General features: G+C 55.4%; 15 protein-coding genes. All 15 read right to left on the bottom strand.

Going from position 1 to position 18,171, the window contains the following annotated elements; translation table 11 throughout:
- Window positions 1-94: 94 nt before the first annotated feature.
- Window positions 95-736, bottom strand: a complete 642-nt coding sequence (gene cheZ / locus P6287_RS08280) for a protein phosphatase CheZ (RefSeq protein WP_101764603.1) — start codon at window positions 734-736, stop codon at window positions 95-97.
- Between the two features lie 9 nt (window positions 737-745).
- Entirely contained in the window at window positions 746-1,135 is a 390-nt protein-coding gene (gene cheY, locus P6287_RS08275; RefSeq protein ID WP_008102871.1) for a chemotaxis response regulator CheY, read from the bottom strand.
- A gap of 39 nt (window positions 1,136-1,174) precedes the next feature.
- Window positions 1,175-2,224 carry a chemotaxis response regulator protein-glutamate methylesterase gene (locus P6287_RS08270; protein ID WP_008102868.1) on the bottom strand — a complete coding sequence of 350 codons (1,050 nt, stop codon included), beginning with the start codon at window positions 2,222-2,224 and terminating at the stop codon, window positions 1,175-1,177.
- Entirely contained in the window at window positions 2,221-3,096 is an 876-nt protein-coding gene (gene cheR / locus P6287_RS08265) for a protein-glutamate O-methyltransferase CheR (RefSeq protein ID WP_101764604.1), read from the bottom strand. The genes P6287_RS08270 and cheR overlap by 4 nt, the downstream gene beginning before the upstream one ends.
- 103 nt (window positions 3,097-3,199) lie before the next feature.
- The gene (locus P6287_RS08260; protein ID WP_137385648.1) at window positions 3,200-4,876 is read right to left on the bottom strand and encodes a methyl-accepting chemotaxis protein; all 1,677 of its coding nucleotides are present in this window, start codon (window positions 4,874-4,876) and stop codon (window positions 3,200-3,202) included.
- A 226-nt stretch (window positions 4,877-5,102) separates the two neighbouring features.
- Window positions 5,103-6,764 (bottom strand): methyl-accepting chemotaxis protein, encoded by a 1,662-nt coding sequence (locus tag P6287_RS08255; RefSeq protein WP_192233601.1) that lies wholly within the window; start codon window positions 6,762-6,764, stop codon window positions 5,103-5,105.
- Between the two features lie 317 nt (window positions 6,765-7,081).
- Entirely contained in the window at window positions 7,082-8,761 is a 1,680-nt protein-coding gene (locus P6287_RS08250; RefSeq protein ID WP_277974771.1) for a methyl-accepting chemotaxis protein, read from the bottom strand.
- Between the two features lie 170 nt (window positions 8,762-8,931).
- The gene (cheW, locus tag P6287_RS08245) at window positions 8,932-9,429 is read right to left on the bottom strand and encodes a chemotaxis protein CheW (protein ID WP_008102858.1); all 498 of its coding nucleotides are present in this window, start codon (window positions 9,427-9,429) and stop codon (window positions 8,932-8,934) included.
- A gap of 22 nt (window positions 9,430-9,451) precedes the next feature.
- The gene (cheA, locus tag P6287_RS08240) at window positions 9,452-11,422 is read right to left on the bottom strand and encodes a chemotaxis protein CheA (RefSeq protein ID WP_217546858.1); all 1,971 of its coding nucleotides are present in this window, start codon (window positions 11,420-11,422) and stop codon (window positions 9,452-9,454) included.
- A gap of 10 nt (window positions 11,423-11,432) precedes the next feature.
- The gene (gene motB / locus P6287_RS08235; protein WP_101760735.1) at window positions 11,433-12,464 is read right to left on the bottom strand and encodes a flagellar motor protein MotB; all 1,032 of its coding nucleotides are present in this window, start codon (window positions 12,462-12,464) and stop codon (window positions 11,433-11,435) included.
- On the bottom strand, window positions 12,461-13,348 hold the full coding sequence (gene motA / locus P6287_RS08230) for a flagellar motor stator protein MotA (protein ID WP_007891047.1): 888 nt from the start codon (window positions 13,346-13,348) through the stop codon (window positions 12,461-12,463). The genes motB and motA overlap by 4 nt, the downstream gene beginning before the upstream one ends.
- 132 nt (window positions 13,349-13,480) lie before the next feature.
- Window positions 13,481-14,059 carry a flagellar transcriptional regulator FlhC gene (flhC, locus tag P6287_RS08225; protein WP_101760736.1) on the bottom strand — a complete coding sequence of 193 codons (579 nt, stop codon included), beginning with the start codon at window positions 14,057-14,059 and terminating at the stop codon, window positions 13,481-13,483.
- Entirely contained in the window at window positions 14,059-14,409 is a 351-nt protein-coding gene (gene flhD, locus P6287_RS08220; RefSeq protein ID WP_008102850.1) for a flagellar transcriptional regulator FlhD, read from the bottom strand. The genes flhC and flhD overlap by 1 nt, the downstream gene beginning before the upstream one ends.
- Window positions 14,410-15,466: 1,057 nt before the next feature.
- Window positions 15,467-16,906, bottom strand: a complete 1,440-nt coding sequence (gene otsA, locus P6287_RS08215) for an alpha,alpha-trehalose-phosphate synthase (RefSeq protein WP_101760737.1) — start codon at window positions 16,904-16,906, stop codon at window positions 15,467-15,469.
- The gene (otsB, locus tag P6287_RS08210; RefSeq protein ID WP_101760738.1) at window positions 16,903-17,691 is read right to left on the bottom strand and encodes a trehalose-phosphatase; all 789 of its coding nucleotides are present in this window, start codon (window positions 17,689-17,691) and stop codon (window positions 16,903-16,905) included. The genes otsA and otsB overlap by 4 nt, the downstream gene beginning before the upstream one ends.
- Window positions 17,692-18,171 lie beyond the last annotated feature (480 nt).

The following is an 18,171-nucleotide window of genomic DNA, read 5'->3' as shown; positions in this document are numbered from 1 at the left end:
TCCCGCAAGCGGGCGAGGGAGACGCTGCCATATGCAGGCCCGAACGGTTCCCTCTCCCACCTGTGGGAGAGGGTTAGGGTGAGGGCAAACGTGTTTAAAACCCTAAGCTATCCAGCAGGTCATCAACCTGATCCTGGTTCGCCACCACGCCGGGTGCATTGGCGTGGATCTGCGGACCGTTCAGCAGGCTGTTGCCCTCTTTACGCGCCGCGGCGTTGGCTTCTGGCATATTCTCCAGTAGCACCATCAACAGCTGACGCTCGATCTCCTGGATCACATCCATCATGCGCTTGATCACCTGACCGGTCAGGTCCTGGAAATCCTGTGCCATCATGATTTCGAGCAACTGCTTATTGGTGTACGACGTGTGTCCCGGAACGTCAGTCAGGAACTGGCGCGTATCCGAAACCAACTCGCGCGCATCTGTCAGTTCAATCGGATTTTCAAACCACGCATCCCAACGGCCTTTCAGCTGGTTGGCGCCGGCTTCCATTTGGTCCTGGTGTGGCTGCGCTGCTTCAACGCAGTTCAACGCACGTTCTGCCGCTTGCGCCGTCATTTGCACAACATAATCCAGACGATCGCGCGCATCAGGAATCGCTTCCGCCGCTTCAGCAATTGCCTGGTCTAACCCCAGCTCACGCAAACTGTCACGCAACATGCGCGTTAGTGAGCCGATGCGGGTAATAATGTCGTGTGCCGAGGCTTCTTCGGTTGATTTCGGAAGGTCGCTCATCACATCTCCTTACATACCCAGTTTTTCGAATATTTTGCCTAACTTCTCTTCCAGCGTGGCCGCCGTGAACGGCTTCACCACGTAGCCGCTGGCGCCCGCCTGCGCGGCCGCGATGATATTCTCTTTCTTCGCTTCCGCGGTCACCATCAGCACCGGCAGTTTGTTCAGCGTGGCGTCAGCACGGATGGTTTGCAGCAGCTCCAGACCGTCCATGTTCGGCATGTTCCAGTCGGAAACCACGAAATCAAAGCCACCGGCACGCAGTTTGGTCAGCGCATCGACGCCATCTTCTGCTTCTTCAACGTTATTGAATCCAAGCTCTTTCAGCAGGTTACGGACAATACGACGCATCGTATTGAAGTCATCCACCACCAAAAAGCGCATATTTTTATCAGCCATATCTACTCCCGTGTTGTCTCGTCCAGCAGGACGGGCTCGTTAAATTCGCAATGCCTGTCCGGCGCTAATTTTCGCCAGCATGTGCTGACTGATGTGGCCTAAATCGACCACTTCACTGGTGCCGCCCATCGCAATCGCTTCGCGCGGCATACCAAATACCACGCAGCTGGCTTCATCCTGCGCGATGGTCCAGGCGCCCGCGCGATGCATTTCCAGCATCCCGGCCGCGCCGTCGTTACCCATCCCGGTCAGAATCACACCCACCGCATTTCGTCCTGCGTGCACCGCCACCGAACGGAACAGCACATCCACCGATGGCTTGTGTCGGTTCACTGGCGGACCATCATTCAGTTTCACCACATAGTTGGCCCCGCTTCGGCCCAGCTCCATGTGCATGGCGCCCGGCGCGATATAGGCGTGGCCGGGCAGAATACGCTCGCCGTCTTCCGCTTCTTTCACGGTGATTTGGCACAATTTATTCAAACGCTCGGCAAAGGAACGCGTAAAGCCTGGCGGCATATGCTGGGTAATCAGCAGCGCCGGGCTGGTCGCCGGCAGCGGCTGCAGCACATGGCGAATCGCCTCGGTGCCGCCGGTGGAAGAGCCGATGGCGATCAGCTTTTCACTGCTCAGCAACGGGCCGGCTTTCAACGTGACCGGCATTGGCGTGGAGGCACGCACATGCAGCTTGGCGCGCGCGGCGGCGCGGATCTTGTCAGCAATCATCTGGCTATACGCCAGCATGCCTTCGCGGATGCCGAGCTGTGGCTTGGTGACAAAATCCACCGCACCCAACTCCAGCGCGCGCAGCGTCACTTCTGAACCTTTACCGGTCAGCGAGGAGACCATCACCACCGGCATCGGACGCAGGCGCATCAGCTTCTCGAGGAAATCGAGGCCATCCATGCGCGGCATCTCCACATCCAGCGTCAATACCTGCGGGTTGTACTGTTTGATTAAATCCCGCGCCACCAGCGGATCGGGCGCACTCGCGACCATCTCCATATCGGGATGGCTGTTGATGATTTCGGTCATCAACTGTCGCATCAGCGCAGAGTCATCCACGCACATCACGGTGATTTTGCTCATCGTCTTTCCTTGCTCAGTCCATAGACTGTCTGTCCACGCAGCCAGAACTCTTTGCTGATCTGACTAAAGTTCTCTGAATGCCCGGCAAACAGCAGACCGCCGGGTTTCAGCAGAGGCACGAAACGGCGCAGAATCTGTTCCTGCGTCTCTTTATCGAAATAGATCATCACGTTGCGACAGAAAATTGCGTCGAACGGACCCGGCAACGCCCAGTCGTGTGCCAGTAAATTCAGTTGCGTATAGTTCACCATGTTGGCGAGGTCGGAACGCACGCGCACCATGCCTTCATGCGGACCGGTGCCGCGCAGGAAAAAGCGCTGCAGCTGCGACTGCGAAAGCGTACGTAGCTCTTCCTGGCGATACACGCCGGCCACGGCTTTCTCGAGCACCTGGGTATCGATATCGCTGGCGTGGACCTGGAATTTACCCGGACCGGTGCCCAGCGTTTCCGCCAGCGTCATGGCGATGGAGTACGGCTCTTCGCCGGTTGAGGCGGCGGTGCTCCACACGCTGTAGTTACCCGTGCGCTTACGCGCATGATCCGCGAGGATCGGGAAGTGATGCGCCTCGCGGAAGAAAGAGGTCAGGTTGGTCGTGAGTGCGTTGATAAACGCCTGCCACTCCGCACTGTTTTGGTCTTGCTCCAGCAGCGCCAGATAGCGGCCAAAGTCATCAATATTCAGCATGCGCAGACGACGCACTAAACGGTTGTAAACCATCTCGCGTTTGTGGTCGGCCAGCACAATGCCCGCACGCTGATAGATCAGCTGGCTAATGCGACGAAAATGCGTATCTGAGAGCGGTAACCGCTGCACCATTTGCGAGAGCAGCGTGGTCGCTTCACTTTGATCCAATAACGTCGATTTCTTCATTTCAGGTCACCCGGCAACAAACTGTTTAAATTGTGATACTGCGGTTGCTACTGTGCTGCCAGTCGCGCCATTCTCATGGGCCGCCTTGCGGCGGCCACAAGGATTAAAAGGTTTCCCAGTTATCGTCAGTGCTACGTGCGCCTGCCGGTGCCAGTGCTTTTGGCGTGCCGGAACGCAAATTTTTTGCCGCTGTAGATACGTTAACGGCCTGAACGACAAATTCTTTACCGATATTGAACACCGCAACCGACTGTTTCAGTCGGCTGGCCTGATCTTCCAGCGCGGCCGCCGCCGTTGCCGACTCTTCGACCAGCGCGGCGTTCTGCTGCGTCACGCGATCCATCTCGTTCACCGCCAGACCGACCTGATCGATACCACGGCTCTGCTCGTCCGACGCCGAGGCGATTTCGCCCATGATGTCGGTGACGCGCGTGACCGCATTCACGATGTTGGTCATGGTTTCCCCGGCGCTCTCCACCAGCACGGAACCGGTGTTGACGCGGCTGACCGAATCCTCGATCAATCCTTTAATTTCTTTCGCCGCCTGCGCGCTGCGCTGTGCCAGACTGCGCACCTCGCCCGCTACCACGGCAAATCCACGTCCCTGCTCACCGGCGCGTGCTGCTTCTACCGCAGCGTTCAGTGCGAGGATATTGGTCTGGAAGGCAATGCCATCGATCACGCTAATGATGTCAGCGATTTTCTTCGAACTGCCGGTGATCTCTTTCATGGTAGTCACCACGCCATCCACCACTTTGCCGCCCTGCTGCGCGGTCTCCGAGGCGGTGAGCGCCAGCTGTGACGCCTGACGGGCATTTTCGGCGTTCTGCTTCACGGTGGCGGTTAACTGCTCCATGCTGGCAGCGGTCTCTTCCAGCGAAGCCGCTTGCTGCTCGGTACGCGAGGAGAGATCGTTGTTGCCCATGGCGATTTCACTCGCACCGGTGTAGATCGCATCGGAACCGTCACGCACGGTACGCACCGTCCGCGCCAGCTCTTGCTGCATCTCTTGCACCGAGGTGAGCAGCTCGCCCATCTCGTTGCGCACCGTGATCTCCACCTGCTGCGTCAAATCGCCACGCGCGATGTGACGAATGTGCTCGATGCTGTGCTTTAGCGGACGGATCAGCACCGTACGCATGCCGCTCCACACCAGCGCAATCACCAGCAAGGTCACCAGCAGCGTGCCGACCACCAGCATGATGGATTGGTTGTACGCCGCCTCATTGGCTGCAATGCCCTGATTGGCGAGCACAATGTTGTAGCTCAACCATTCGTTGTAATCCTTAGCAAACTTGTCCTGGAATCCCTGCGTCGGCTGATCGACAAATCCTTTGAAATTTCCACTACTGAGGAAATCGATCAACTCACCCAATGCTCCGCGATAGGCGTTGTAGTTGGCCTGTAACGTCAGCACGTTCTCGGCCTTTTTGCCCTTTTCAGACAGGTTGGCGTTAAATTCGGCAAAACCCTCATCAGCGTGCTTCAACTCCTCACTCGCCAGCGCCACCAGATCTTTCACGGTTGCGCCTGAGCCAGCCTGCTGACTGTCCAGCAGGTAACGGATCCCCGCACGGTTCAGCGTGTTACGCGCCTGAACCAGCGATACCCATGAGGTGCCCATTGCCCGCTGCAGCGTGCTAAGACGCTGGTTATAGGCAAAATTTTCTTTATCGGCTTTGACCGTGGAGTAGAACACTCCACCGGAGAACAGCTGCAGTAAGGCAAACAGCGCCAGCACGCACAGCAGACCGGATACAACACGAATACGACTAAACATAAACACCTCATTGGTTGGCGGATCGCCTCTGTTATCGGCTTTTCTGAGGGGATCTTTATGTGTGTTCGCAGGGGTTGGACCAGCGGGGGGTTGATGGGTGCTCGCTGTCCCTCACCCCGGCCCTCTCCCGCAGGCGGGAGAGGGAGACGCTGCCACATGCAGGCTCGATCGGTTCCCTCTCCCACTTGTGGGAGAGGGTTAGGGTGAGGGGCAAACAACTCAAAACTTAAAACGTCTCCCAGTTACCCTCACTCACCGGCGCGGCAGCCGCTTTGCGCGGTGCGCTGGCGATCTGGCGCACCGTGCTCGCCTTTGGTTGCGCCTGTGCGGCGCGCGGAATGCGGAACACCGATACCGACTGGCTCAGGCGGCTCGCCTGCTCTTCCAGTGATGCGGCGGCGGCGGCGGACTCTTCCACCAGCGAGGCGTTCTGCTGGGTGACGCGGTCCATCTCGGTAACCGCTTGTCCCACCTGATCGATACCACGGCTCTGCTCATCCGATGCCGAGGCGATTTCGCCCATAATATCGGTGACGCGCGTGACGGCGCCGACGATATCGTTCATGGTTTCTCCGGCGGTGCCGACCAGTTGCGAGCCGTTGTTGACGCGGTTCACCGAATCTTCGATCAAGCCTTTGATCTCTTTCGCCGCCTGCGCACTGCGCTGCGCCAGGTTGCGCACTTCACCAGCCACTACAGCAAAACCACGGCCCTGTTCACCGGCGCGTGCTGCTTCTACCGCCGCGTTCAGCGCCAGGATATTGGTCTGGAAGGCGATGCCATCGATCACGCTGATAATGTCGGCGATCTTCTTCGAGCTGCCGGCGATATCCTGCATGGTACGCACCACGCCATCGACCACCTCGCCACCTTTGCGTGCGGTATCGGACGCGCTGAGTGCCAGCTGCGACGCCTGACGCGCATTCTCGGCGTTCTGTTTCACCGTCGCGGTGAGCTGCTCCATGCTGGCCGCTGTCTGCTCCAGCGAGGCGGCCTGCTCTTCGGTACGCGCCGACAGATCGTTATTCCCGGCGGCGATTTCGCTGGCGCCGGTGAAAATCGCATCGGAACCGTCACGTACATTGCCCACGGTGCTGACCAGCGACTGCTGCATTTCATGCAGGCTTCCCGCCAGCTGGCTCATTTCGTTGCGCCCTTCTACCACGATATTTTGCGTGAGATCGCCCGCAGCAATATGGCGAATATGCGCCAGCAGCTGGTGCAGCGGCTGAATCAGCACGCTACGCAGGCCGAACCAGCAGCCAACGATCACCGCAATCACCACCAGCGCCACCGACGCCAGCAGCCACATCATGGTGTGGAAGGCGCGCTGATTCTGCGCCACGCCTTCTGCCGCCAATGTGCTTTGCTCAGTGCGCCACTCTTCGTAAGTGGCTTTCATCGCGACCTGTTTAGCTTCGATATTCTGCGCAAACATGCCTTGCAGATCGTTGGCTTTCAGGCGATCCAGCATCGCTTTCAACCCGTCGTTGAAAGCGGCGTAGTTCGCTTCCAGCTTATCGCGCAGCGCGTCTGGCAAGCCCGGCGTGGCTGGCAAGTCGTAGTAGCGTTGATAGTGGCCGGCAGCCACGTTGAGCTGTTTTTCGGTCTGGGCGATTAAGGCACTCAGCTGGCCGCCATTCGACTGCGCGGCCATGGTGCCCTGCATACGCAACATGGCGCGGTTGAGCACGGTGCGGGTTTGGTTCAGTTCAATCCAGGCGTCTGACATCGCGCCAACGTTGTTGGAAGAGATCTGCGCTACCGCAAACGCCTCTTTATCTTTTTGTAAGGCGGACCAGAACAAGCCACCCGACAGTAATTGTAAAGCGCCAAACACCAGTAATACGGCGATTAAACTGGTCACTACATTGATTCGTTTTAACATGGGATCTCCAGGGATGCGTTTCGGCTCCCCCAGTTATCGACCGGCAATCTGAATTTTTCAGGGTGCTTAAGCTACTTTACGAATTAAAACTCTGCGTTTAAGCATGATTGCAGTGTTTTATAACTAAAGAAATTAACAGTAAAAAAAATGCGCCTTTATCGGGTGAGCGATAAAGGCGCATTGGGTGGTGCGGGTTGTCCCTCACCCTAACCCTCTCCCACAAGTGGGAGAGGGAACCGATCGAGCCTGCATGGGGCAGCGTCTCCCTCTCCCGCGTGCGGGAGAGGGCCGGGGTGAGGGACCGACCACTCCGAAACTTAAAACGTTTCCCAGTTGCTGTCCCCAGCCGCGGCGGTCAGCGCTTTACGCGGTGTGCCGAGCGTGGGGGGTGCGATCTGCGGATGACGCACGCCGCTTCTGGCCTGCGGCTGCGTTTGCGCCGCGCGCGGTACGCGGAACACCGCCACCGACTGGCTCAGGCGACTCGCCTGCTCTTCCAGCGAGGCCGCCGCCGCGGCAGACTCTTCCACCAGCGAGGCGTTCTGCTGCGTCACGCGATCCATCTCCGTCACCGCCTGGCCGACCTGATCGATACCACGGCTCTGCTCATCCGATGCCGAGGCAATTTCGCCCATGATGTCGGTGACGCGCGTTACCGCATTAACGATATCGCTCATGGTCTCACCGGCGGTGCCCACCAGTTCAGATCCGCTGTTCACGCGGCTGACGGAGTCTTCAATCAACCCTTTAATCTCTTTCGCCGCCTGCGCGCTGCGCTGGGCCAGATTACGGACTTCACCCGCGACCACCGCAAAGCCACGGCCTTGCTCACCGGCGCGCGCCGCTTCTACCGCCGCGTTCAACGCCAGAATATTGGTCTGGAAGGCAATGCCATCGATAACGCTGGTGATGTCGGCGATCTTCTTCGAACTGCCGGCGATGTCGCTCATGGTGCGCACCACGCCTTGCACCACGTCACCGCCCTTTTGCGCGGTTTCGGAAGCACTCAACGCCAGCTGCGACGCCTGACGCGCGTTTTCGGCGTTCTGCTTCACGGTGGCGGTCAGCTGTTCCATGCTGGCGGCGGTCTGCTCCAGGGAAGCCGCCTGCTCTTCGGTACGTGCCGAGAGATCGTTGTTGCCCGCGGAGATTTCGCTCGCTCCGGTAAAGATGGCATCCGAACCGTCACGCACATCACTCACCGTGCGCACCAGCGACTGCTGCATCTCATGCAGGCTTTCCGCCAGCTGGCTCATTTCGTTGCGTCCTTCGACCGCGATGCGCTGCGTCAAATCGCCCTGCGCAATGTGCTGAATATGCTGGATATTCTCATTAAGCGGCTTGATGAGGATTTTGCGCATGCCAAACCAGCACAGCACAATCACCGCCACCACAATCGCCAGCACCGCGCCTAACAGCCAGATCATGTGATCGTAGGCTGAGCTGTTGGCTTCGACGCCCGCCGCAGTCAGGCGATCCTGATCGGCACGCCATTGGCGGTACTCTTTCAGGAAGGCGTTTTGGCTTGGCGCAACCGGCGCTTTGGCTGCCTGATCAAGATCTTTTGCGACCAACGCGTCCTGCAACTGGCCTAGCGCGCTGGCATAGGCGGTATAGGTTTGATCGAGACGTTTGTTGAGCGCGGCATCCTGTCCCGGCGTGTCCGGCGTCGCTTTAAACAGCTGGTAGTTATCGGCGGCCTCTTTCTGGAAGGCTTTGCTGTCGCCGTACAAACCGGCGATGTCCGCTTCGGTACCGTTCAGTTTGCTGGTTGCCATGCGCAGCTGAATGCGGGTTAACACTACACGGCTCTGATTGAGGCTCATGTAGGCGTCGTTGATGGCGGCGGTGTTTTTGCTCGCCAGTTGTGAAACGTTAAAACTGTTTTTGTCATCGCTTAGCGCTTTAAAAAACAGTGAGCCGGATGCCAGCTGTAAAAAGCCAAACACTAACAACACCAGCAATAAGCTGGTGACAACGCGAATTCTCGTAAACATAGTTTGCCCTGGAAAATGAAGGAAAAATTCGTACCGATCGGTTATCGACCAGGGGCGGAGAAGATTGAGGGATATTACAGCGATTTTTTGCGGATTTATTGTTGATTTGTAAGGAATTAATTAATGTGTGTAATGATAACGGGCCGCAGCAGCGCGGCCCGTTGCGGGGATTAGGCAGTACGCAGGTTATCCACCAGCGCCATCTCTTCGCTGCTCAGCAGCTTTTCGATGTCGACCAGAATCAGCATACGTTCACCCAGCGCACCCAGACCAGTCAGGTACTCGGTGGACATGGTGACCGCGAACTCCGGTGAAGGACGAATCTGCTCTTGCGTCAGCGACAGCACATCAGAAACGCCATCCACCACAATGCCCACCACGCGATGCTCAAGATTCAGCACGATCACCACGGTGTTCTCGTTGTACACCACATCCGGCTGCGAGAACTTCACGCGCAGGTCGATGATCGGCACGATCACGCCGCGCAGGTTGGTGACGCCTTTGATGAATTCCGGCGTGTTGGCGATGCGGGTTACCTGATCGTAACCGCGAATCTCCTGCACTTTCAGAATGTCGATGCCGTACTCTTCGTCACCCAGTGTGAAAACTAAGAATTCCTGGCCCACGGTTTCGCCAGCGATTTTGGTCACGGTTGCCATGTCAGTCATTTTTTTACCCTTTCGTTATCTATTACGCTGCGGCACCGGCCACACGCTTTTCACGGTTCAACGATTGCAGTGCTGAGACATCCACAATCAGCGCCACGCTACCATCGCCTAAAATGGTGGCGGCAGAGATGCCCGGCACTTTGCGATAGTTGCTTTCAAGGTTTTTCACTACCACCTGATGCTGACCAATCAGCTGATCGACCAGCAGCGCATAGCGACGGCCTGCGCTTTGCAGAATCACCACAATGCCTTGCGTGGCGTCGGTTTTGGCGTTCTGCACCTCAAACACATTCCACAGTTCTACCAGCGGCAGATATTCGCCACGCACTTCCAGCACGCGCTCGCCACCGGCCAGCGGTTTCAGCTCTTCAGCGGTTGGCTGCAGCGATTCCATTACCGCGTTGAGCGGCAGAATGAACACTTCGTTAGCGACGCGTACTGACATGCCGTCGAGGATCGCCAGCGTCAGCGGCAGCAGGATGCGAATGGTGGTGCCCTTGCCCTGCTTCGAGGAGATTTCGACGTGACCGCCCATCTCCTGAATATTCCGTTTCACCACGTCCATGCCCACGCCACGGCCCGACACATCGGTGACCTGCTCAGCGGTGGAGAAGCCCGGCGCGAAGATCAGCATGCCGACTTCTTCATCGCTCATGCTGTCGCTGACCGGCAGGCCGGACGACAGCGCTTTAGCCAGAATACGTTCGCGGTTCAGACCGGCACCGTCATCGATCACTTCGATGCAGATGTTGCCGCCCTGATGTTCCGCCGACAGCGTCAGGTTGCCAACGGCGGTTTTATTCGCAGCCAGACGTTTTTCCGGAGTTTCGATACCGTGATCGAGGCTGTTACGCACCAGGTGCGTTAACGGATCGATGATGCGTTCAATCAGGCTCTTATCCAGCTCGGTTGAGCTGCCGAGCAGCGTCAGCTCCACTTCTTTGCCCAGCTTGCTGGCCAAATCGCGGACCAGACGCGGGAAGCGGCTGAAGACGTACTCCATCGGCATCATACGAATCGACATCACCGATTCCTGCAAATCGCGGGCGTTACGCTCCAGCTGACCCATGCTGTTCAGCAGGTCGCCGTGCGCCACCGGATCCAGCGCACCGGAGCGCTGTGCCAGCATCGATTGGGTGATCACCAGTTCGCCAACCAGGTTAATCAGCTGGTCCACTTTCTCGACGGCAACACGGATGCTGCTGGATTCGCTGCCTTTTGCCGGTGCGGCGGCACGTTTAGGTTCGCGCTTCACCGCTGGCGTGATATCGGTGACGGTGGCGGTTTGCGCCGGTTCAGCAGCCACTTCAGCAACCGGGGCGTCGGCAACGGCCGCCGCGCCTGTCGGGAAGTGAATCTGTGCTTCATCCAGCACAAAACAGAGCACCGCAACGATGTCATCTTTGCCGACGCCATCAATGGTAACGTCCAGCGAATTAGCGCCTTTCACCACGTTGCTGACGGTACCGAGATTGCCGAGCTCCTCCAGCATCAGCTCCGGCTCTTTCTCTTTCAGGTCAACCAGTTGCAGGCGCAGACCTGCGGCCGCAACTGGTGCTGCGATCTCAACCACTTCGGCGACTTTGGGCGCTTCAGGCGCAATGCCTTTCGCTTCCAGTGCCAGCTGACGCAGCGCTTCGCAGATATATTTAAAGCTTTCTGCATTCGGCTCCTGCGCCGTTTTATAGGCATCGAGCTGTTCTTGCATAATATCTTTGGTTTCCAAAAACAGGTTGATGATATCGGTGCTGAGCTGCATCTCGCCGCGGCGCGCACCATCCAGAATGTTTTCCAGGATGTGGGTGGTTTCCTGTAAAACCGTAAAGCCAAACGTACCGGCTCCGCCCTTGATGGAGTGGGCGGCGCGGAAGATGGCATTCAACTGCTCGGAATCGGGCTCCTGGGGATCAAGTCCCAACAGGTGTTGCTCCATATCCGCTAACAGCTCATCGGCTTCATCGAAAAACGTCTGGTAAAAATCGCTGATGTCCATGCTCACGGGATCACCTCGGCTGTGAGGGTTGGTCTGGTGTCACCGCGCTCGCCGTGGGCGTCGCCGCTGCCGCAGGGGCCGTTGCAGCAGTCGGCGCAGCCGGTGTTGCAGTGGAACCTGTTGGAGCAGTCGACGCAGCCGGTACAGCGGGTGCGGTAATGTTGGGAATCATTTGCGCCGGGTCGCTCACCTGAACGGCATCGCTCTCGGCATTCTCTTTTTCAATCGCCGCTTCGGTGTCGTGATTCAACACCAGCAGGCTAATGCGGCGGTTGACTGCATCATTAGCACCACGGTTTTTCAGCTTCATGGTGTCGGCCATACCGACCACACGCAGCATTTTGGCGCCGTCGAGGCCACCAATCACCAGCTCGCGCCGTGAGGCATTGGCACGATCCGCCGACAGTTCCCAGTTGCTGTAGCCACGATCGCCGTTGGCATACTGGAAATCATCGGTGTGACCCGCGAGGCTGATTTTGTTCGGAATATCATTCAGCACCGGCGCGATAGTGCGCAGGATGTCGCGCATGTAAGGCTCCACGTCCGCGCTGCCGGTTTTAAACATCGGGCGGTTCTGGCTATCGATAATCTGAATGCGCAGTCCCTCTTCGACCATGTTGATGATCAAGTGCGGACGCAGCGCTTTCAGACGCGGATCGGCTTCAATCAGCTGGTCGAGCTTTTCACGCAGGCGATTCAGGCGGATCTCCTCCAGCTTCTTCTTCTGCGCATCCATATCGACAATCTTCTTCACTTCACCCTTCTGCTGCGTCGGATCATCGCCGCCGCCGGGGATCGGACTTTCGCTGTCGCTGCTGCGCTGACCGCCGGTCAACGCCACTTTCAGCGGCGTTTTAAAGTATTCCGCAATCTGGACCAACTCTTTGGGGCTGGAGATGGAGAGCAACCACATCACCATAAAGAACGCCATCATCGCCGTCATAAAGTCGGCATAGGCAATCTTCCACGAACCGTGGCTCCCATGGTGACCTTTATGTTTGCGCTTTTTAACCAGCACAATGGGGCGATTGCCTGCTTTCATGAATTCTCATCCGAAGTTTGTTTCGCCGGGTTCTTGGCGTTACGCACGTGCTCTTCCAGCTCCGAGAACGACGGACGTTCAGCGGAGTAAAGCGTTTTACGACCAAATTCCACCGCTATTTGCGGTGCGTAACCGTTGAGGCTGGAGAGCAACGTCACCTTCACGCACTGCATCATCTTGGTGGTTTCGGCACATTTCTGACGCAGCACCGATGCCAGCGGAGAGATAAAACCGTAGGCCAGCAAAATCCCGAGGAAAGTACCGACCATCGCGTGCGCCACTAACGCACCCAGTTCGGCCGCCGGACGGTCGGCTGACGCCAGTGCGTGCACCACGCCCATTACCGCCGCGACAATACCGAAAGCCGGTAAGCCATCACCCACCGCCGAGATACTTTGCGCGGGGACTTCACACTCGTGCTCGTAGGTCTCAATCTCTTCATCCATCAACGCTTCAATTTCGAAGGCGTTCATATTTCCGCTGACCATCAAACGCAAATAATCGGTAATAAAATCGACTAACTGTTTATCGGACAAAATACGCGGATAGTTAGCGAAAATTTCACTCTGGCTGGGATCTTCAATGTCACGTTCTAATGACAACATGCCTTGCTGACGGGATTTCGCCATCAGACGATAAAGCAGCGCCATTAAATCCATGTATACGGCTTTGTTATATTTCGAGCCGCGCATTAACAATGGCAGCGCTTTTAATGTTTTCTTAATCGATTTGCCATTATTGCCGACTAAAAAGGCACCAATACCGGCACCGCCGATAATGATCAGCTCCGCCGGTTGATAAAGCGCGCCTAAATGTCCGCCGACCATCGCGTAGCCGCCCAACACGGAGCCGACGACCACGATATAACCCAGAATTATCAGCACAAAAAATCCTTACGTCCGTAACGTGTTGATGGAAGTTAAGCCAGAGAGCCGCAGGTGTTATTCGTTGATCGCAGGCAAAAAAAAAGCAGCGGTATTAACCGCTGCTGGATGTTTTCCACGATGCGAACAAACTTAAACGGCGCGTTTAACCTGTTCATCCAGCAGTTGTGGAAAGGTATCGGCAGAATCTGCAGAAAGTTTACGTCTTTTTACGGCACGTGATGGCGGCTGGCACAGGCTGCAGACAAAGCTGCCGATGGGCTGATGAGCGTGGTTAATAAAGCTGCCACCACAGCACTTACAGTCAGACAGTTCCAGCATGCCACTTTCAACGAATCGCACCAGGGTCCATGCACGCGTTAGCGCCAACAGCGGGCCCTCGTCCGATTGCGGACACTGCTCAAGATACAAGCGATAAGCTTTGATTACCGCTTCAACGCCACTGTTCAAGCCGGTTTTCAGCAAGAACTGCCAGGCGTTACAGAACATAGAAGAGTGGATATTTTGTTCCCAGGTCATGAACCAATCGGTAGAGAATGGCAGCATACCTTTCGGTGGTGGCGCACCACGCAACTCTTTATAGAGTTTAATCAGGCGACCACGGCTCAGCTGAGTTTCACTCTCCAGCATTTGCAGTCGTGCGCCCAATGTAATCAGCTCCATGGCCAGCTGAATATCACGCGCTTCCTGAACAATACTTTTTTCGCTCATTAAACGGCCCTCTTCTTCGCAGAGACGTCATCTTTAGACGCATTTCGCAGGAGACGGCTGGATAATAAAATACCGGTGTGGATTTGCTGTAAGTCATCCACACGTGACTCTTGAGTCAGGCGATTAATATGGTTGTGATCGGTAAATCGGAACTGGCAAACCAGTTGGTTGGTTTCCGCTAATTTTACCATCTCAGGTAAAGTTAATTGCGACAATGCATCAGCCATCGATTCATCGATGCCTAAACGAAACATTGCTGAAGCTTTTTCCTGGTTAATTAAACGCTGAGCAAGAAGCAAATATGACAGATTAATGTCATATATATGTTTTAGTAATTCTGATGTACCCATTTTTTTCCATCCTGATAGACGCGACACATATACGGCCACAGAATTAAATTGTTCTATGGTTCGGGCTGCTGGTTGGTAAATCTAAAGATGGCAAAAAATAATCAGGCTTGAGCCAACGTGCTCCTGACTGTTGCACTTTTCGTCAGGACACTGATCTGTAGTAATCAAAACTCCAGGCCATTCTTTGCTTGAGTTGTAACCATCTTCCGTGACGTCTGCTTACAGTTTTTTAAGACTAATCTGAAAACAAGGCAAATCTATATTGTCTGATTTCGACATACAACGTGAGTGGCGCGAAATTTTAGATAAAGTGTGATCTACGTCACACTTTTAAGGCAAATTTTTTCTCTAAACCTTCAGCAGCGCTTTTATGTTGTCCATTTTTTGCGCGATTTCTGATTATTTCCTTAATATTTTGCTGAAGTAAGGCGGATTTTAGGCTGTGCGGAAGATTGTCATTACAACGCGATCAGTTATCTGTTCTATGGCAATTAGGGTGCTATAACACGCCATATAAAGGATTATATGCAGCATAATACTCTGAATTAGCATGAAACTATTCGCTTCTAAATTAATCACTTACAGGGAATATTGCCCATGTGCCGTAAAGCGAGACGCTAGCGAAGCGTGAAGTCTGGGCGCAGAGCGCCAGGGAACTGTTAGTGGATTGTAGGGAGTGTTTAGCGCACGGCAGGGGATGTAACAGGGCGTTACATTAGAGAAATGAATGAATAGGCATTTTTCGGTTTGCTCCACGATGACTATCGGCGCACCACCTGAGATCTTTAGGGTTGCGAGGAAAAAAAGCTCTTTTTGCCTTTCTTTTGTGTGCTTTTTAACCAAATCGTGCGCTTTTTGCTGATGAGTCAGCGCATTAGCGCTTTAAGAAATGAAATCGATTTCGTGAAGTTACAGTGGCGCGTGAAAACGCTGTGCAGCGGAGCGTAAATTCAAAGAGGCGCGATAAATCGCGCCGCTACGGAAGTGTGCAATAAGTGAGCAAAGCACCCAATGTTAGCATTTACCGTAGCGGCGCAATGTATTGTGCAATTAAGCGTTACGCTAATTTCGGAAAGGTAGCGACTTTATTTACCGTACCGTGATCATCACTGCGTACCGGCAAAGTATTTAAATCTTTCAGGAAGCTTTCACGCCAGTGTGAAATATCCTGTTTGCGCAACACCGCCATCATGTCGTTATAACGCGAGATACGTTCGGTACGCGGCATGGTCAACGCGCGATCGAGCGCTGCCGCCACGTCATCACGATCGTACGGATTGACGATCAGCGCGGAAGTCAGCTCATTGGCCGCACCAGCAAAGCGGGACAACACCAACACGCCAGGGTTATCCGGGTCCTGCGCTGCTACATACTCTTTCGCCACCAGATTCATGCCGTCACGCAGCGGCGTAATCAAGCCGACGTTGGTGAGACGGAAGATCTTCATTAACAGACGACGATCAAAGTGCTGATTGAGGTAATAGAGCGGCGTCCAGCCCAGCGTGCCGTATTTACCGTTGATGCGCCCCGCTTCCGTTTCCAGCTGGTGACGGATGTCCTGATAAGCCTGCACATCGCCGCGCGAGGTGGGCGCAATTTGCGAGTAGCGAATTTTGCCGCGGTGCTGCGGGAAATTCTCCAGCAGGGCTTCGAAGGCCAGGAAACGCTCCGGCAACCCTTTAGAGTAATCCAGGCGCTCACAGGCAATGATATTCTGCAGATCGCCCAAATCGCGTTTCATCGCCGCCATTTTCGGTGGCAGCGGTCCTTCCGCCATCTCTTTAATGGTGTCTGGCTCAATACCAATCGGATAGACCTCAGTCATAAAGGTGTTACCGAAGGCACGATGCTTCTTCTCTCCTTTATTCTGCAGCTGCGTCAGCTGGCTCAGGCTATCAAGGAAAGCTACGCGGTCAGATTCTGTCTGGAAGCCCAGCAGATCGTAGTCGCACAGCATCTCCAGCAGCTCCTGATGCGGCGGCAGAGCATTGAAGATCTCTGGCGTCGGGAACGGGATATGCAGGAAGAATCCGATGCGGTTATTAATGCCCTGTTTGCGCAGCTCGGCGGCAAACGGCAGCAGATGATAATCGTGGATCCACAGAATATCGTCGGGCTTCAGCAGCGGTTTAAGGCGCTGCGCCAGCAAAGTATTGACGCGGCAGTAGCCATCCCAGGCTTCGCGCTGATACTGCACCAGATCGAGGCGATAGTGGAACGCCGGCCAAATCACGGTATTGGAGAACTGGAGATAATATTGATCATAATCGTTTTGATTAAGCGGCAGTGACGCATAGGTGATGCCGTCTTTTTCGATCTGCGTAAGTTCTTCATCTTCTTCTTCACCCGAGAACTCGCTGATCTCTCCGTTCCAGCCAAACCATAATCCACCGGTATCTCGCAGTGCATCTAAAATACCGACAGCAAGCCCGCCTGCGCTGGCCTTGCTACCATCGGGGATCGCGATACGGTTAGATACGACGACTAAACGACTCATAACCTAAACTCCTTACCAACATTGTCATGTTCTAGTTGTAATAATAGTTGTTCAAGCCAGTGCCATACGGCCTCAACGCTGTTGAGGCGATAGCGTGCATGGCTGGCCCCTTCACCGACTTTGACAGAGATCCCCTGCATGGCATTTACCACGAGGAATCCTTTTTCATCTGTCAGGTCGTCTCCCACAAATACCGGAATGCGTCCGGCAAAGGGTGCTTCCTGCATAAACTCACGTACGGCAGCGCCCTTATCGATGCCTTGCGGCTTCAGTTCCACCACGCATTTACCTGGCTGAAGCGCCAGCTCGGGAAAGCGTGCAACGGCGTCTTCGGCCAGCTGCATAATGGCGTTTTCGTACTGCGGCGCATTGCGATAGTGCAGCGCAAATGCCATGCCTTTCACTTCTAATAGCGTATCGGGCCACTGATCCAGCGTCTGCTGCAGTTCAGTTTGCAGTGTTTGCGCAATATCCCCCGGCAAGCTGTGGCGATGCACGCGGCCCGCCGCATCGCGGCGTTCTGCACCGTGCACGCCCGCGGCGGGGGCTTCGAGTGGCGCGACTAAGGCGTCGAGTTGCGCAATCGGACGGCCGGAAACCAGCGCTAAGGCGCCGTGGCTAAGATTGGAAATGTGTTGCAGCAGCTGGCGTACCGGAGCGGGAATGGAGACCGACTCGGGCTGCGACTGAATCGCTGCCAGCGTGCCGTCGACATCAAAAAAGAAGGCGTAGAGTCCGCCACTTAATGACGGCAAGGTGCTGTTGTGATTAACCGCGGAGGTCACGACTCTTCTCCTGTCTTGTGGAATTTGTCATTACAGGATGTTCGGAGGCTGGCTGGGTGATCGAGGCGGTTGCTACCGCAGAAGTGTGTGCGAGGAGGTTTTGCAGATAACACGGAATTTCGATAGATAACTCTCCACAAACAAACATCATGTAAACTCACTCGCCAGGCTGACTGCGAACATCGTCAGAATTAAGTGTAGACGCAGATCACGATATTGCCAGATACGCGCGGCCTGGCTATAGGATAAGTGGCCGTTTTAAGGCTTATGCCGCAAAAGAATCGCCTCAGCGCTTTTTCAGCCGTTTCGCTTATTTTTTAGCGTTGATAACGCCCTTCTCCCGCCTCAATTCCCGGATTATGCCGACTTGCATCCGCCGCGAGGATTATCATATGGTGCGTTTACCGTGCGGTTACAGCGCGGAAATAGCGCCCTGATCGGCATTGATCACGGCTCTTAGACCCATTCAGGCAGGAATCC

Origin of the sequence: Pantoea sp. X85, assembly GCF_029623675.1 — a bacterium.
Lineage (GTDB): Bacteria > Pseudomonadota > Gammaproteobacteria > Enterobacterales > Enterobacteriaceae > Pantoea > Pantoea leporis.
Note: the sequence above shows the minus strand (reverse complement) of the source record. Positions and strands in the feature narration are given on the sequence as shown.

Excerpts from the sequence above, each read along its gene's own strand:
- cheZ (WP_101764603.1), bottom strand. The coding sequence starts at position 736 with ATGAGCGACCTTCCGAAATCAACCGAAGAAGCCTCGGCACACGACATT.
- cheY (WP_008102871.1), bottom strand. The coding sequence starts at position 1,135 with ATGGCTGATAAAAATATGCGCTTTTTGGTGGTGGATGACTTCAATACG.
- P6287_RS08270 (WP_008102868.1), bottom strand. The coding sequence starts at position 2,224 with ATGAGCAAAATCACCGTGATGTGCGTGGATGACTCTGCGCTGATGCGA.
- cheR (WP_101764604.1), bottom strand. The coding sequence starts at position 3,096 with ATGAAGAAATCGACGTTATTGGATCAAAGTGAAGCGACCACGCTGCTC.
- P6287_RS08260 (WP_137385648.1), bottom strand. The coding sequence starts at position 4,876 with ATGTTTAGTCGTATTCGTGTTGTATCCGGTCTGCTGTGCGTGCTGGCG.
- P6287_RS08255 (WP_192233601.1), bottom strand. The coding sequence starts at position 6,764 with ATGTTAAAACGAATCAATGTAGTGACCAGTTTAATCGCCGTATTACTG.
- P6287_RS08250 (WP_277974771.1), bottom strand. The coding sequence starts at position 8,761 with ATGTTTACGAGAATTCGCGTTGTCACCAGCTTATTGCTGGTGTTGTTA.
- cheW (WP_008102858.1), bottom strand. The coding sequence starts at position 9,429 with ATGACTGACATGGCAACCGTGACCAAAATCGCTGGCGAAACCGTGGGC.
- cheA (WP_217546858.1), bottom strand. The coding sequence starts at position 11,422 with ATGGACATCAGCGATTTTTACCAGACGTTTTTCGATGAAGCCGATGAG.
- motB (WP_101760735.1), bottom strand. The coding sequence starts at position 12,464 with ATGAAAGCAGGCAATCGCCCCATTGTGCTGGTTAAAAAGCGCAAACAT.
- flhC (WP_101760736.1), bottom strand. The coding sequence starts at position 14,059 with ATGAGCGAAAAAAGTATTGTTCAGGAAGCGCGTGATATTCAGCTGGCC.
- flhD (WP_008102850.1), bottom strand. The coding sequence starts at position 14,409 with ATGGGTACATCAGAATTACTAAAACATATATATGACATTAATCTGTCA.
- otsA (WP_101760737.1), bottom strand. The coding sequence starts at position 16,906 with ATGAGTCGTTTAGTCGTCGTATCTAACCGTATCGCGATCCCCGATGGT.